Genomic DNA, 14,572 nt, shown 5'->3' with positions numbered 1-14,572 from the left:
TTTGTACCAGAAGGAGAATCCGATGAATCAATCTGTTTCGCAAAACCGCCGCTGGGTGCTGGCCTCTCGCCCACAGGGCGCGCCGGTGGCGGAGAATTTTCGTCTGGAAGAGCAGCCCGTTCCTGCCCCTCAGGCGGGGCAGTTGCTGCTTCGCACCGTCTGGCTGTCGCTGGACCCTTACATGCGGGGCCGCATGAGCGATGCGCCATCCTATTCTCCGCCGGTTGAGATTGGTGCGGTGATGGTAGGGGGAACAGTTAGCCGCGTTGAGCAGTCAAACCACCCCGACTTTAAAGCGGGTGAATGGGTGCTGAGCTACAGCGGCTGGCAGGAGTACGCGCTTTCGGACGGCAGCGGCCTGGTCAAACTGGGCGATAATCCCACCCATCCCTCCTGGGCGCTGGGCATTCTTGGGATGCCGGGCTTTACCGCCTATATGGGGTTGCTGGATATCGGACAACCGAAAGCGGGTGAAACGCTGGTGGTCGCCGCCGCGACGGGCCCGGTTGGGGCGACCGTCGGGCAGATCGGTAAAATTAAAGGCTGTCGCGTGGTCGGGGTAGCCGGTGGGGCAGAAAAATGCCGCCACGCCGTTGAGGTTCTTGGGTTTGACGTGTGTCTCGATCACCACGCGGCGGATTTCGCTGAGCAGCTGAAACGCGCCTGCCCGAAAGGCATTGATGTCTACTTTGAAAACGTCGGCGGGAAAGTGTTTGACGCCGTGCTGCCGCTGCTGAATACCTCCGCGCGCGTGCCGGTGTGTGGCCTGGTGAGCGGCTACAATGCAACGGGGCTGCCTGACGGACCGGACCGTTTGCCGCTTCTGATGGGCACTATTCTGAAGAAACGCATCCGGATGCAGGGCTTTATCATTGCCCAGGACTACGGCCACCGCATTCATGAGTTTCAGGAAGAGATGGGGCGCTGGGTGCAGGAGGGCAAAATTCACTATCGTGAACAGGTGACGGACGGGCTGGAAAACGCGCCTGAAGCGCTGATTGGCCTGCTGGAAGGAAAAAACTTCGGTAAAGTCGTGATTCGCGTCGCGGGTGACAATAAATAAAAGGCACTATGGCGGGGTTTCCCGCCATATTTATTTGTGAAGATACGATATATTGTCTTTAATTAACGGACATGGCTTTTCGCGCCATCATCCCGGATGAGCCCGAAACCGATAAAAAAAACACATTTTGCATTTTTTGCTGTTTTACGTACTTCCCACCACCAGGCATGACGATACAGGATATATCGGACCAGCGTCGTTTTATTAAAACTGGCGTTTAAAAATAGCATTAAGTTTTAGCTACAGGAATTGAACATGCTTGATTTGGATCACTTAGAAAAAGCCCAAAGGATCAGTCTTACCATGCAAGTTGAACTCAGTTTGAAAGGAGCGTTAATTACAGGCTCCCTTAAACCGGGTGCACGACTGATTACGAAAGAGATCGCCGATAAATTAGGAACCAGCATTACCCCAGTGCGCGAGGCGCTGCTGCGTCTGGTGTCAGCAGGGGCATTACATGCCACGCCGGCACAGGCATTTCTGGTGCCGGAGGTGACGCTGGACCGTTATAACGAAATCAACGCTATTCGCAAGCAGCTTGAACCCATGGCGGTTGCCGCAGCCTGTCAGAATATGTCTGACCAAAAGATCGAGACGTTGCGCAAATTGTCGGAAGCGTTTCATGAGGCCATGCGCAACGGGAACGTTCAGCAGGCATTGCAGGCAAATCGCATCTTCCGCTTTACGCTTTATCAGTACGCGGAAATGCCCACGCTGAATGCATTAATTGAACAGCTTTGGGTGCGCATCGGGCCTTGCATTAACTATCTGCACCAGGAGCTTAATGACATTAAGGAAGCGACGTATCACTATGACGAACTGCTTTCAGCCCTGGAACGCCGGGATGTCGACGCCAGCCAGAAGGCGATTGAAAAATCGATTGATGAAGCGAATACGCTTTTACAGCGACAATATTTTAACTGAGAGATAATTTAACAGAGCGACTATATACCGCGTCTATTTATTTATCTGGTGAATAACTCCTGATGGCATTTTGCCATCAGGAGCGTTATTTTCGGTATAAAATAAACTTTACTTATTTGTTACTCGAATCGATAAGACACCGACAGACCCACACCGTAGTTACGGCCAGGCGCTGGCTCGTAATAACGCCCGTTGGATTCGTTGACAATAACCGAGCCAACGTACTCTTTGTCGAACAGGTTATCTACGCGGCCAAAGACGTCCATCCCCCAGTTGCCGTAGTTGAATTTATACCCGGTATTCAGCCCGACCACCGTGTACGATGGCGCTTTCGCCGTGTTCTCGTCGTCGGCCATGATATCGCTCATGTAGCGCACGTCCGAGCCCGCGTACCAGCCTTCTTCAGGCTGCCAGCCAAACGACGCATAGCCCATATTGCGGGCAATGCCCGGCATACGGTTGCCGTTACAGTCCGCGTCGCCGCATACGTTGGTCCGGTAGGTGGCATCAAGGTAGGTCCACGCCATTTTCAGCTTCCAGTTCTCAGCAAACTGCTGATCGAGAGACACTTCGACTCCCTGACGGCGGGTCTTTCCGGCATTTTTATAGCTTGTGCGGCCACCAGAGCTGGCATCCACCACGATCTCGTCATCCGTATCGGTGCGGAACAGCGCTGCCGTCAGCAGGCCATTGCCAATGCGGGTTTTGCTGCCCACCTCATACGTGTTGTTCGTGGAAGGTTGCAGGCCAATATTCAGGCCGCCCTGGTTATCGGCGCGATACGAAAGCTCGTTGATGGTTGGCGTTTCGAACCCACGCCCTGCGGCAGCGTAGAGGTTCCACGCGTCCGTCACCGCATACTTCACGGAGCCCGCCGGGAGCCACTTGTGATAGCTCGCGTCACCGCTGTCGTCGCCGTTGCCCGGCGTAACGTAATGGTCGTTAGAATCAAACCAGACCGAGCTATAACGCACGCCCGCATCAACGGACAGTTTCTGCGTCAACTGCCAGCTGGTCTGCAGGTAAGGGTCGACGTTCCACATCAGGTTACGTTCGTTCCGGCGTTTATCACCCTTCACGCCGTAATCCGGCACGCCGTTGTTCATCACAAAGTTCTCGTACCCGCGACGATCTTCACTCATGTTTTCATAGTTCAGACCGGTGGTGAAGGTGACTGGCACCAGCAGCTCGCCGCGGTGCGTCCAGCGGGTATCAACCCCCTGATAATGACGCTGCATATCGATCACGCCGCCGGAGTGAGAAGGCCTCAGCTGCGGCTGGTAGGGAATCGACTGGTACTGGGTCATTTCACGCTCGCCGGCGTACATCATCACGCTGAGATCGTCCTGAGCGCTAAGCTGGCGGTCGTAGCGCAGCCCCGCCTGAGTCTGCTTGATGGTCTTGCGCGTGTTGTACTGATCGCCGCGCGGGGACTGACGCGGGTTATCCTGCCACTCCTGATAGCTCAGCCCGCCCGGATCGTTTGCTTTCATGTCCACGCTGTTAAAAATCAGCGTCAGCTTGCTGGCATCGTCAATGCGTACGCCCAGTTTGGCATTAGCGAGATTCTTCCGCGCGCCGCTGTGGTCGCGGTAGCCTTTAGTGGTGAAGCGGGTGGTGGATACGGTGTAATCCACGTCCCCGGCATGGGTACCATCGCCCATTGCGCCGGTGGCTTTCATGCCGTAGCGCCATGTCCCGTAACTGCCGTAATAGCTGCTTGCCTCTATGGTCGGCGGCTGCTGCCCGGTTTGCGTATTGATGTTAATCACGCCGCCAGAGGCGTTGCCATACAGGGCGGAGAAGGGTCCGCGCAGCACCTCAACGCTGTCAATGCTGGAGAGATCGATGTTGGAGGTCTGGCCCTGTCCGTCCGGCATGGTGGCTGGAATACCGTCGACGTACATGCGAATGCCGCGCACGCCAAACGTTGAGCGGGCACCAAACCCGCGCATCGAAAGCTGGAGATCCTGAGCATAGTTCTGACGGTTCTGAATCTGTAGTCCCGGAACGCTGCCAAGCGATTCGGAGAGATTAATGCGCGGCGCGGCGTGGCGCATATCCTCGCCATTCACGACGCTGATCGCCGCCGGAGTATCAAGCTCTGATACGGTTTGCGGCGTGGCGCTGACGATCATGGTCTGTTCCTCTGCGCTCATCGCGCTTAGAGGCGCAAAAACAACGGGAACCAGCAGCAGCGGGAGAGATGCCTTACGGGCAGATATGATTTTCATGAGTAAAACCGGTTGTGATGTATAAACGAACCAAATGGAACATGTCCATACATGTTAAAGGTTTTGTAAATGTTTTGAAAACTATAACCGCACATTGCGTTAATGAAAGGCAATAGGGAAAAGAAAAACTCCACTTTTAACTTATTAATGATTACTATTCTCATTATCACAACGGCAATGCCATGACGTTGCCAGCCGGAAGCGATGTCAGCAGTACCCCCAATTTTCAAAAAAGGAATTGTTATGTCTTTACGCCATCTGTGCTCGCCACGCCTGAGTACGTCTCTGCTGTCTGCCGCTTTACTGTTTGCCGGAACCTTCCAGGCGCATGCCGCCGAAGAGATGCTGCGTAAAGCGGTGGGTAAAGGTGCCTATGAAATGGCGGTCAGCCAGCAGGAGAACGCGCTGTGGGTTGCGACGTCGCAAAGCCGTAAACTCGACAAGGGTGGCGTTATCTATCGCCTCGATCCTGCTACGCTGGAGGTGACGCAGGCCATTCATAGCGATCTCAAACCGTTTGGCGCCACCCTCGACGGCGCGACGCAAACCCTGTGGCTGGGTAATACGATCAACGGCGCGGTGACGGCCATTGATGCGAAAACGGGCGACGTGAAAGGGCGACTGGTGCTTGATAGCCGCCAGCGCAGTGAAACCGTCAAGCCGCTGCAGCCGCGCCAGCTGGTGGCGGATGACGCGAGCAACACGATTTACATCACCGGAGTCGGCAAAGAGAGCGTGATTTGGGTCGTGGATGGCGCAACGCTGAAGCTGAAAGAGACCATTGCCAATACCGGCACATACAGTACCGGTCTGGCGCTGGATGCAAAGGCGAAACGCCTGTACACCACCAATGCTGACGGTGAGCTGGTCACCATTGATACCGCCACCAACAAAATCCTGAGCCGCAAAAAAGTGCAGGACGACGGAAAAGAGCACTTCTATCTGAACCTGAGCCTGGACACCGCCGGTCAGCGCGCGTTCCTGACCGATTCAAAACAGCCGGAAGTGCTGGCGGTGAGCCTGAAAGACGGCAGCGTGATCGAGAAAATCGCCGCGCCTGAATCCCTGGCCGTTCTGTTTAATCCTGCTCGCAACGAAGCCTACGTGACGCACCGTGAGGCCGGCAAGGTGAGCGTGATTGACGCGAAGACCTACAAAGTGACGAAAACGTTCGATACGCCGGTCTACCCGAACAGCCTGGCGCTCTCTGCGGATGGCAAAACGCTTTACGTGACGGTGAAGCAGAAATCTACCCGCCAGCAGGAAGCGACCCAGCCTGACGATGTGATTCGTATCGCGCTGTAATATAAAAAAAGGGAAGGCATATGCCTTCCCTTTTTAATGCCTGTGTGATGCTTAACGCGAGGTCTCTTCCACCAGCGGCGCGTCGTGTTTTTCATCGTCTGGATGAACCGGTGCGGTGCTGTGAATTTCATGAACGCGCTTACGCACACCGAACCAGCCAGCGATCAGCAGCACGGCCAGCAGCGGGATGGTGGCGATGGTATAGGTGCCGTTCGGGTAGTCGAACGCCATCAGCACCAGCACGCTGAACAGGAAGAGCAGGGTGAGCCAGGAGGTCACCGGCGCGCCCGGCAGCTTGAAGCTGATATCTGCGGCTTTGCCTTCTTTAATGGCTTTACGCAGACGCATCTGGCAGACCACGATAAAGGCCCAGGAAGCGATAATGCCGAGTGCGGCCACGTTCAGAACGATCTCAAAGACCTGAGACGGCACCAGATAGTTCAGGAAAACGCCGAAGACATACACCACCAGCGTGGCAAGAATGCCCGCGTAAGGCACGTGCTGCTTGCTCATCTTCGACATGAACTTCGGCGCTGAACCGCCCATCGACATGGAGCGCAGGATACGCCCGGTAGAGTACAGACCGGAGTTCAGGCTGGAGAGCGCCGCCGTCAGCACCACGATGTTCATGATACTGCCCACGTAAGGCACGCCGAGCTTCGAGAAGAAGGTGACGAACGGGCTCTGGCCGGCCTGATAGGCGTTCCACGGCAGCAGCAGAACCAGCAGCACCACGGAGCCGACGTAGAACAGACCGATACGCCAGATCACGCTGTTAATGGCTTTTGGCACCATCGTTTGTGGGTCTTTACATTCGCCCGCAGCGGTACCGACCAGCTCAATAGAGGCAAAGGCAAACACCACGCCCTGCACCAGAACCAGCGCAGGCAGCAGACCGTGCGGGAAGAAACCGCCGTTATCGGTTATCAGGTGGAAGCCGGTAGCATTGCCATCCAGCGGCTTGCCGCTGCCGAGGAAGACGGTACCGACCACCAGGAAAATCACAATGGCGAGCACTTTGACCAGCGCAAACCAGAACTCCATCTCGGCGAACCACTTCACGCCGATCATGTTCATGGTGCCGACGATCGCCAGCGCGCCAAGGGCAAAGACCCACTGCGGCACATCACCGAACGCGCCCCAGTAGTGCATATACAGCGCAACGGCGGTGATATCGACGATACCGGTCATCGCCCAGTTGACGAAGTACATCCAGCCTGCCACGTAGGCGGCTTTTTCACCGAGGAATTCTCGGGCGTAAGAGACGAAGCTTCCGCTGGAAGGGCGATGCAGTACCAGTTCACCCAGCGCGCGAAGAATGAAGAAAGAGAAGATCCCGCACACCAGATAGACCAGGGCGAGAGCCGGGCCCGCCATCTGCAGACGCGCGCCAGCACCTAAAAACAGACCCGTTCCGATAGCGCCGCCGATGGCGATCATTTGAACCTGACGGTTGCCCATCGCTTTGTGGTAGCCCTCTTCGTGGGAGTTCAACCAGCGACGTTTCGCAGCGTGATGATCGGCTGCGCTTTTATTGCTTGTTTTCATTGAGTTACCTGTTTGCCTGTCTGAACCATTATCGTGATAGTCCTGCCTGGCAGAGCGCAATACAAACGATTGCTTCTGCGCAAACACATGCCGCCTTCCCAGTCATTCTGCGTATGGATAAGGCGAAACATGGCGAGGCATCCTACCTGCAATTGATAAGCGACGCAAAATATAACCGTGCCGAAAGTGATGCACGTCGAAGGAAATCGTGTGGTCAGAGCAGAGGGGGATCACAACACGCTGAATCGTGATGAGTTTTTAGTCAAAACAATCGCGACGTTGTTTATTTAATCATCAGATTCCCTTAATTATTACCAGATGGTATAAATTTTTACTGCCGCAGGGCATCGAGAAGCAACCTGAACGCGGTTGTGTGCTGTCGACGGCTTGGATAATAGAGGTGATATCCTTCAAACGTGGGGCACCAGGACTCAAGGACCCTGACGAGCCGTCCGTACTGAAGGGCGTCCAGGACCGAGGACTCGGGCACGTAGGCTAATCCGAGGCCACTCTCCGCCGCGTCGATGCGCTGCGACAGATTACTCAGTGTAAGCTGTCCTTCAACCCGCACCCGAAGCTCGCGCCCGTCGCGCTCAAATTCCCAGTCATACACTGCCCCTCGGGTGGGCAGGCGGAGATTGATACAGCGGTGTTCACCCAGCTGCTCCGGCACGAGCGGCACGCCAAAACGAGCCAGGTAATCCGGGGAGCCGACGACCGCCATGCGCATGTCCGGCGCTATCCGCACCGCAATCATATCTTTTGCCACCTGTTCACCCAGGCGTACCCCCGCGTCGAAGCGGCCATCGACGATATCTGTCAGGCCGTTGTCGACCGTCACTTCGACGTTGATTTCAGGATACTGCAGCATAAAAGCCTTCAGTGCCGGCCAGAGCACGGCGTCCATCGCGTGCTCGCCGGCGACGATGCGGATAGCGCCTGCGGGTTTGTCGCGGGTGCTGCAAAGCGCCGTGAGTTCCTGTTCGATCTCCTGCAGATGCGGGCTGAGGCGCGAAAAGAGCTGCTCACCCGCGGGTGTCGGAACCACGCTGCGGGTTGTGCGGGTTAACAGGCGAACGTCTAATCGCGCTTCAAGCTTGCGCATCGCATGACTCAGTGCCGATTGCGAGACGCCCAGCTGCGCCGCTGCGCGCGTAAAGCTGCGCTCGCGGGCCACTACCATAAAGGAGAGCAGGTCGTTGAAATTATCTTTTAGCATTGCGGTTCTATTTATGAATTTCAGTCATGTGTTCTATCTCATTATGTACCCTAATGCTCCAGAATGCTTTGCGCTACTGTTAACGCAACAGTCAACAAGGAGCAAAAGATGAAAATTATCCGCAGCGGTTCATTACCTTCAGCAACAGGCCCGGAGACCTGGTTTACCGGCGCTGTTCGCATTGACGCGCCCTTTCAGGCGAGCGAACCTGCCAGCGTCGGCGGGGCAACCGTGACCTTTGAGCCGGGGGCGCGCACGGCCTGGCATACGCATCCCCTGGGACAAACGCTGATTGTGACGCAGGGGCGCGGCTGGTTACAGGCGTGGGGCGAAGAGGCGGAAATCCTGAATCAGGGCGATATCGCCTGGATCCCACCCGGCGTGAAGCACTGGCACGGCGCAAGTGCGCAAACGGCGATGACGCATATCGCCATCGCCGAAGCGGTAAACGGCAGCCCGGTAACGTGGCTGGAAAAAGTGACCGACGAACAGTACCCGAACGGCTAACCGCCAAAAACGGCAATCGCCTGCTGCAGGCGCGGTTGATCAAACAGCAGCACCAGACTGGCCAGCTGCAGACGTTTCTCAGGGAATAAATAGACTGCCAGACAGGAGAGTAACACCGCCGCGGTAATACCAGGAAGCATTTCGTTAACAGAATGAAAACGTTATGATTCGGTCTCATTTTCGTAAATACAGGGAGGCTGAGGTGAAAATTAACGTCATCGGAACCAGCGGAAGTGGAAAAAGCACGCTGGCGAAGCAGATTGCGACCGAACTGGCTATTCCCTTTATCGAGATGGACAGACTCTACTGGCGACCCGAATGGCAGGGAACGCCGGACGATGAGTTTCAGGAAAAGCTTGAGCAGGTGCTACAGGCGTCGCCAGACTGGGTACTCGACGGCAACTATAACCGCACGCGGCCCGTTAAATGGCGTAATGTAGACGTTGTCGTATGGGTGGATTATGGGTTTGTCCGCACCCTCTGGCAGGCCGTCAACAGGGCAATCAAACGGGCCTGGCATAAACACGAGCTTTGGCCCGGAACCGGGAATAAAGAGAGTTTCCGGCGCGCGTTCTTCAGTAAAGAGTCGATTCTCATCTGGACGATGAAAACGTGGCGTAACAACCGCACGCGTTATGAAGCCGATCTGCAAAACCCGCAATATGGGCATATCCGCTTCGTCCATATTACCCGCCGCGGGCAGGCGGAAACGCTGATTGCCGCCTTAAAATCTTATTCTTAGTAGGGTTTTATATATCTGATTTCCGGCAAACCAAATGTAAATTAATTGTTTCTCAGTGGTGAAGTGCGCCTTTAATAATGTCGACATGTTAAGTCAAACGAGAACGCAACATGTCATGGCGAATCAGCATTCTGGATAAAAGCCCCATCGCTGAAAATGAAACGGCTGCCGATGCGCTGGCGCGGACGTTAGCGCTGGCGCAACAGGCGGAAAATCTGGGCTATCACCGCTTCTGGATTGCCGAACACCACAACACACCACAGCTCGCCAGCCCCTCGCCGGAACTGCTGATTGCCTGGATCCTCGGGCAAACCAAGCGCATTCGCGTCGGATCCGGCGGCGTAATGCTCCAGCACTACAGCCCTTATAAAGTCGCCGAGAACTTCAACGTGCTGGCCGCGCTGGCGCCCGGTCGCGTGGATCTGGGCGTCGGGAAAGCCCCCGGCGGTTTGCCGCTCTCAACCCGCGCGCTTCAGCAGGGCCTGAACCAGCAGGAAAAAGGCAGCTTTGCCGAACAGCTGACGCAGCTCGATCGCTGGATCCGCCCTGAAAACCAGTCGGCGGAAGAGGCCGTTCGCGCCACGCCGTTGCCGCCGGTCCCTGCACAAGGTTTCCTGCTGGGGGCCAGCCCCGAAAGCGCGCTGCTCGCCGCATCGCTCGACTGGCACTTCGTCTTTGCCGCGCACCTGAACGGCGATCCGGAGCTGCTGCGCGAGGTGGTATCGATCTGGCGGAAGAACAGCGCGCGGGAGGTGATTGTGGCGGTGCAGGCGATTGTCGCACCGACCCAGGCCGAAGCGGACGCGCTGGCGCAGAAGGTCGAAGTGTGGGGCGTTGAGCTGGCAAACGGCCAGCGCGTAACCGTCGCCAGTGAGGAGCAGGCCTACGCCTTTGCCCGTCAGGCGGGGAGCGAGCCGGTGCGCATTGCCCGTCGGGCCCAGTCGCTGCTGGCGGGAACAGCTGAGTCGGTGCTGGAACAGCTTAACGCGCTGCACGAACAGTGGGGCATTGACGAATTTATCATCGACACGCCGGTTGCGGAGGGGGCAACGCGCGTCGCGTCTCTGCGTCTGCTGGCTGAGGCGCGTCTTAACAGGGAGGTCACCGTATGAGCTTCGGCGAACAACTGATTGCCTGGCGTCGTGAGCTGCACCGGAACCCGGAGCTGTCCGGCCAGGAAGTGGAGACCACCGCGCGCCTGCGCCAGTGGCTGACGAATGCCGGTATTCCCCCACAGCCTTACGATCTGCCGACCGGTCTGGTGGCGGAAATCGGAACCGGTAGCAAGTTGATTGCGCTGCGGGCAGACATTGATGCCCTGCCAATTGAAGAGCGCAGCGGCGTGCCGTTTAGCTCGCAGCATGCAGGCGTGATGCACGCCTGCGGACACGATATCCACACCAGCGTGATTCTCGGCGCCGCGTTAAAGCTCAAAGAGCGGGAAGCCTCACTTAACGGCCGGGTGCGTATCCTGTTTCAACCTGCCGAAGAGAACTTTGGCGGTGCGAAGAGCATGGTGCGTGCCGGTGCCCTGTGTGACGTCAGCGCCATCTTCGGCATGCATAACGAGCCGGGCCTGCCGGTCGGTGAGTTCGCCACCCGCGGCGGACCGTTTTATGCCAACGTCGATCGCTTCGTGATCCGCATCACCGGCAAGGGCGCACATGCGGCCCGCCCGCACGAAGGCAACGACGCCATTGTGCTGGCGAGCCAGCTGGTGACGGCGCTGCAAAGCGTCGCCAGCCGCAACGTCAATACGCTGGACTCGGTGGTGCTGAGCGTGACGCGCATTGCAGGGGGTAACACCTGGAACGTGCTGCCGGAAAGCGTCGAGCTGGAAGGCACGCTGCGTACCCATCGCACGGAAGTGCAGCAGAACGTGAAGGCCCGCGTGGGCGAAATCGCCGCCGGGTTTGCCAGCGCCTTCAGCGCGCAGATCGACATCACCTGGTATGCCGGGCCCACCGCGCTGGTGAACGACGAGCGCTGGGCCGACTTCGCCACCTCGGTCGCGCGTGAGGCCGGTTATGAAACCCGGCACGCGGAGCTGCATATGGGCGGGGAAGATTTTGCGGTCTACCTGCAGTCTGTTCCCGGCGCGTTTGTCAGCATCGGCAGCAACAGCCTGTATGGTTTACACCACCCGGCGTTTAATCCTGACGAAGCCCTGATTGAGCCCGCAGCCCGCTATTTTGCACAGCTGGCGGAAAAAGCCCTGCAACACGTTTAATTCTGGAGAGGTAAATATGTCTGCACATCGTCAACTGCGGCTTGGGACCATTTTGCATGGTGCATCGGGCAATATGTCCGCCTGGCGTCATCCGGCGGCGGTCGCGGATGCCAGCATTAATTTTGAATTTGTAAAAGAGACGGCGTTAAAAGCGGAGGAGGGCAAACTCGATTTTTTATTCGTTGCCGACGGTCTTTATATAAATGAGAAATCCATTCCGCATTTTTTAAACCGCTTTGAGCCGTTAACGGTATTATCCGCGCTGGCAAGCATCACCACGCGGCTGGGGCTGGTGGGAACATTATCCACCTCCTACAGCGAACCCTTTACCACAGCGCGCCAGTTCGCCAGCCTCGATCATCTGAGCAACGGACGTGCGGGCTGGAACGTAGTGACTTCGCCGCTGGAAGGGTCGGCAAAGAACTTCTCGCGCGAAAAACACCCCGAGCATGCGCTGCGCTATCGCATTGCGGATGAGTATCTCGACGTGGTGAAAGGGCTGTGGGACTCCTGGGAAGGCGACGCGTTTATCCGCAACAAAGAGAGCGGTCAGTTTTTTGACCCGGCCAGGCTGCATACGCTCGATCACCACGGTGACTTCTTCCAGGTCGCCGGTCCGCTGAATATTGGTCGCACCCCGCAAGGGCGTCCGATTGTTTTTCAGGCGGGCGCGTCGGACGACGGGAAAAAGCTGGCGGCAAAACATGCCGACGCCATTTTCACTCATCACGAAACGCTCGACGAGGCAAAAGCGTTTTACCGCGACGTTAAGCAGCAGCTGGAAACAAACGGCCGCCGCGCGTCAGATTTACATATCTTCCAGGGCGTCAGCGTGATTGTCGGTAAAGACGCCGATGACGTGGAAAACCAGTATCAAACCACGGCGGCGCTGGTGTCGGTTACCGATGCCCTCAATTACCTCGGGCGCTATTTTGAACATCACGATTTCAGCCAGTATCCGCTCGACGAGCCGTTCCCGGATATCGGTGACTTAGGCAAAAACAGCTTCCGCAGCACCACCGATGAAATTAAGCGAAATGCCCGCGAGCGCAACTTAACCCTGCGCCAGGTGGCGCTTGAGGCCGCATCGCCGCGCCCGCGCTTTTCCGGCACGCCGGAGGAGGTCGCCGACGGTCTGCAGGCCTGGTTTGAAGGCTATGCCGCAGACGGCTTCATCATCCAGGGCGGTACGCCGGATACCTTTCCGCGCTTTGTTGACCAGGTGGTGCCCGTTTTACAGGCCCGCGGCCTGTTCCGCACCGACTACCCGGGAACCACGCTGCGCGAAAGCCTTGGCTTAGACCAACCGAAAAACCAGTTCACACAACAATAAAAGAGAACTCCGCTATGCAAAAAACATCGCTTATTCTGGCGCTCGCGCTGGCCTTTACCCCTGCCGTCTGGGCAGAGAATGTGAACATTAACGGCACCGGCGTGAGCATCGAGGCCAATAAAACGCCGATCAATACCGCCAAAAACAGCGATGCAGTGGCGCAGTTGCCGAAAGATTATCGCTTCGCCGTGCCGGGGAAATTTACCGTGGCGGTGGCGGGCCTGAATCAACCGCCACTGACGGTATTTTCCGACGACAACAAAACGCTGCTCGGGAGTGAAGTTGACGTCGCCCGTCTGGTGGCCGACAGCCTCGGGCTTGAATTGAACGTGGTGCCAACGTCGTGGGAAGACTGGCCGCTGGGCGTGGCGTCCGGAAAATACGATGCCGCCATCAGCAACATTACCGTTACCAAAGCGCGCAAAGAGAAGTTTGATTTCGCCACCTACCGTAAGGACTCCCTCGGTTTCTACGTGAAATCGACCAGCCCGATCGAATCGCTTCAGAAGGCTGAGGACATCGCCGGGCTGCGGATTATCGTCGGCTCCGGCACCAATCAGGAGGCCATCCTGCTGGCATGGAATGCTGAAAACCTGAAGAAGGGGCTGAAACCGTTCACCCCGATCTACACCAAAGACGATGCGGCGCAAACGCTGGCGCTCCAGTCCGGTCGCGCGGATGCCTACTTTGGCCCGAACGTGATTGGCGCATGGAAGGCGGCGCTGAACGGGAAAACCAAACTGGTGGGCAGCGTCGACGGCGGCTGGCCGAAGGCGGCGCACATTGCGGTGACGCTGAAGAAAGGCAGCGGGCTGGTTGAGCCAGTGCAAACCGCGCTGAACGGCGTCATCAAAAACGGCGATTACGACAAAGTGCTGAACCGCTGGGGGGAAGGCGTTGAGCGTATTCCGCAGTCAGAAGTGAATCCTGATGGCCTGGGTGATTAAGGAGGCGATATGCGTGAACAATTTCGTGACGTTTCACCGGAAGATGCCGAACTTCAGCCCATTATCCAGGGGCTGTTCGGTGAATATGCCGCCCGCTACGGTGACTACTTCTCTAAAGACGCGGAAGTGGAACTCACCGAGTGGTATTTAGCGCCGCAGGGGCTGTTTATCGTTCTGGAGCGTGACGGAAAAATCATCGCCACCGGTGCGTACAAACCCTTCGACGAACGCACCGCGGAAATCAAGCGCATCTGGACGGACAAAACCCTGCGTCAGCAGGGGCTTGCCGGACGCGTAGTGCAGGAGCTGGAGCGCAGGGCGGTGCTGGCAGGTTACAGCCAGATCTACCTGACAACCGGTTTTCGCCAGCCGGAAGCGGTCAGGCTCTATCTCAGCCAGGGCTACCAGCCACAGTTTGATCTGAACCGGGATCCGGAAGAGTACAGCCAGCCGCCGTTTGATGGTCGGCTGCGCTTCACTAAAACGCTGGTACGCGAAGCGTTCAGTAAAACCGCATGAG

At 57.0% G+C, this 14,572-nt stretch carries 12 protein-coding genes and 1 pseudogene; 9 read left to right on the top strand and 4 right to left on the bottom strand.

All coding sequences use genetic code 11. The annotated features are described in order from the left end of the window. Positions 1–22 precede the first annotated feature (22 nt). Positions 23–1,063, top strand: a complete 1,041-nt coding sequence (locus IM284_RS02350) for an NADP-dependent oxidoreductase (RefSeq protein ID WP_047368643.1) — start codon at positions 23–25, stop codon at positions 1,061–1,063. Positions 1,064–1,318: 255 nt separating this feature from the next. Further along, positions 1,319–1,987 (top strand): GntR family transcriptional regulator, encoded by a 669-nt coding sequence (locus IM284_RS02345; RefSeq protein WP_028013290.1) that lies wholly within the window; start codon positions 1,319–1,321, stop codon positions 1,985–1,987. A gap of 119 nt (positions 1,988–2,106) precedes the next feature. Here the strand turns inward: IM284_RS02345 and pqqU are convergent, their stop codons facing one another. Next, positions 2,107–4,221: a TonB-dependent receptor PqqU gene (pqqU, locus tag IM284_RS02340; protein WP_047368642.1), complete on the bottom strand. Its 2,115-nt coding sequence runs from the start codon at positions 4,219–4,221 to the stop codon at positions 2,107–2,109. Positions 4,222–4,464: 243 nt separating this feature from the next. Between pqqU and IM284_RS02335 the strand changes: the two genes are divergently transcribed. Beyond that, a complete protein-coding gene (locus tag IM284_RS02335; RefSeq protein WP_047368641.1) occupies positions 4,465–5,526 on the top strand; it encodes a YncE family protein in 1,062 nt (353 codons plus the stop codon). Positions 5,527–5,577: 51 nt separating this feature from the next. Here the strand turns inward: IM284_RS02335 and ansP are convergent, their stop codons facing one another. Both ansP and IM284_RS02325 read right to left on the bottom strand, forming a co-directional pair. Continuing rightward, positions 5,578–7,074, bottom strand: a complete 1,497-nt coding sequence (gene ansP / locus IM284_RS02330) for an L-asparagine permease (protein WP_028013287.1) — start codon at positions 7,072–7,074, stop codon at positions 5,578–5,580. A 331-nt stretch (positions 7,075–7,405) separates the two neighbouring features. Then, positions 7,406–8,293, bottom strand: a complete 888-nt coding sequence (locus IM284_RS02325; RefSeq protein WP_045260620.1) for a LysR family transcriptional regulator — start codon at positions 8,291–8,293, stop codon at positions 7,406–7,408. Positions 8,294–8,401: 108 nt separating this feature from the next. On the opposite strand from IM284_RS02325, the gene IM284_RS02320 reads away from it, so the two are divergent. Then, complete coding sequence (locus tag IM284_RS02320) at positions 8,402–8,800, top strand: cupin domain-containing protein (RefSeq protein WP_047368640.1); 399 nt, start codon at positions 8,402–8,404, stop codon at positions 8,798–8,800. Here IM284_RS02320 and IM284_RS02315 read toward each other — a convergent pair. Continuing rightward, entirely contained in the window at positions 8,797–8,940 is a 144-nt protein-coding gene (locus IM284_RS02315) for a hypothetical protein (RefSeq protein WP_154818592.1), read from the bottom strand. The two genes, IM284_RS02320 and IM284_RS02315, sit on opposite strands and share 4 nt — an antisense overlap. A gap of 62 nt (positions 8,941–9,002) precedes the next feature. On the opposite strand from IM284_RS02315, the gene IM284_RS02310 reads away from it, so the two are divergent. The 5 genes and pseudogenes from IM284_RS02310 (at position 9,003) to IM284_RS02285 (ending at position 14,571) form a co-directional block, all read left to right on the top strand. Further along, positions 9,003–9,542, top strand: coding sequence for an AAA family ATPase (locus tag IM284_RS02310; RefSeq protein ID WP_193055710.1), 540 nt, complete (start codon positions 9,003–9,005; stop codon positions 9,540–9,542). Positions 9,543–9,652: 110 nt separating this feature from the next. After that, on the top strand, positions 9,653–10,654 hold the full coding sequence (locus IM284_RS02305) for an LLM class flavin-dependent oxidoreductase (protein WP_047368639.1): 1,002 nt from the start codon (positions 9,653–9,655) through the stop codon (positions 10,652–10,654). Then, the gene (locus IM284_RS02300) at positions 10,651–11,772 is read left to right on the top strand and encodes an amidohydrolase (protein ID WP_047368638.1); all 1,122 of its coding nucleotides are present in this window, start codon (positions 10,651–10,653) and stop codon (positions 11,770–11,772) included. The genes IM284_RS02305 and IM284_RS02300 overlap by 4 nt, the downstream gene beginning before the upstream one ends. 16 nt (positions 11,773–11,788) lie before the next feature. Continuing rightward, a pseudogene (locus IM284_RS23300) lies at positions 11,789–14,052 on the top strand (NtaA/DmoA family FMN-dependent monooxygenase). A gap of 9 nt (positions 14,053–14,061) precedes the next feature. Next, entirely contained in the window at positions 14,062–14,571 is a 510-nt protein-coding gene (locus tag IM284_RS02285) for a GNAT family N-acetyltransferase (protein ID WP_047368636.1), read from the top strand. The last annotated feature ends 1 nt before the right edge of the window (position 14,572 follow it).

It is taken from the genome of Enterobacter cloacae complex sp. P12RS, assembly GCF_014895875.1.
GTDB classification, from domain to species: Bacteria; Pseudomonadota; Gammaproteobacteria; order Enterobacterales; family Enterobacteriaceae; genus Enterobacter; species Enterobacter bugandensis.
The sequence above is the reverse complement of the archived record's forward strand: the minus strand, read 5'-3'. Positions and strand labels throughout refer to the sequence as shown.

Bases quoted from the DNA above. Each gene is read 5' to 3' on its own strand.
- IM284_RS02350 (WP_047368643.1), top strand. From the start codon at position 23: ATGAATCAATCTGTTTCGCAAAACCGCCGCTGGGTGCTGGCCTCTCGC.
- IM284_RS02345 (WP_028013290.1), top strand. From the start codon at position 1,319: ATGCTTGATTTGGATCACTTAGAAAAAGCCCAAAGGATCAGTCTTACC.
- pqqU (WP_047368642.1), bottom strand. From the start codon at position 4,221: ATGAAAATCATATCTGCCCGTAAGGCATCTCTCCCGCTGCTGCTGGTT.
- IM284_RS02335 (WP_047368641.1), top strand. From the start codon at position 4,465: ATGTCTTTACGCCATCTGTGCTCGCCACGCCTGAGTACGTCTCTGCTG.
- ansP (WP_028013287.1), bottom strand. From the start codon at position 7,074: ATGAAAACAAGCAATAAAAGCGCAGCCGATCATCACGCTGCGAAACGT.
- IM284_RS02325 (WP_045260620.1), bottom strand. From the start codon at position 8,293: ATGCTAAAAGATAATTTCAACGACCTGCTCTCCTTTATGGTAGTGGCC.
- IM284_RS02320 (WP_047368640.1), top strand. From the start codon at position 8,402: ATGAAAATTATCCGCAGCGGTTCATTACCTTCAGCAACAGGCCCGGAG.
- IM284_RS02315 (WP_154818592.1), bottom strand. From the start codon at position 8,940: ATGCTTCCTGGTATTACCGCGGCGGTGTTACTCTCCTGTCTGGCAGTC.
- IM284_RS02305 (WP_047368639.1), top strand. From the start codon at position 9,653: ATGTCATGGCGAATCAGCATTCTGGATAAAAGCCCCATCGCTGAAAAT.
- IM284_RS02300 (WP_047368638.1), top strand. From the start codon at position 10,651: ATGAGCTTCGGCGAACAACTGATTGCCTGGCGTCGTGAGCTGCACCGG.
- IM284_RS02285 (WP_047368636.1), top strand. From the start codon at position 14,062: ATGCGTGAACAATTTCGTGACGTTTCACCGGAAGATGCCGAACTTCAG.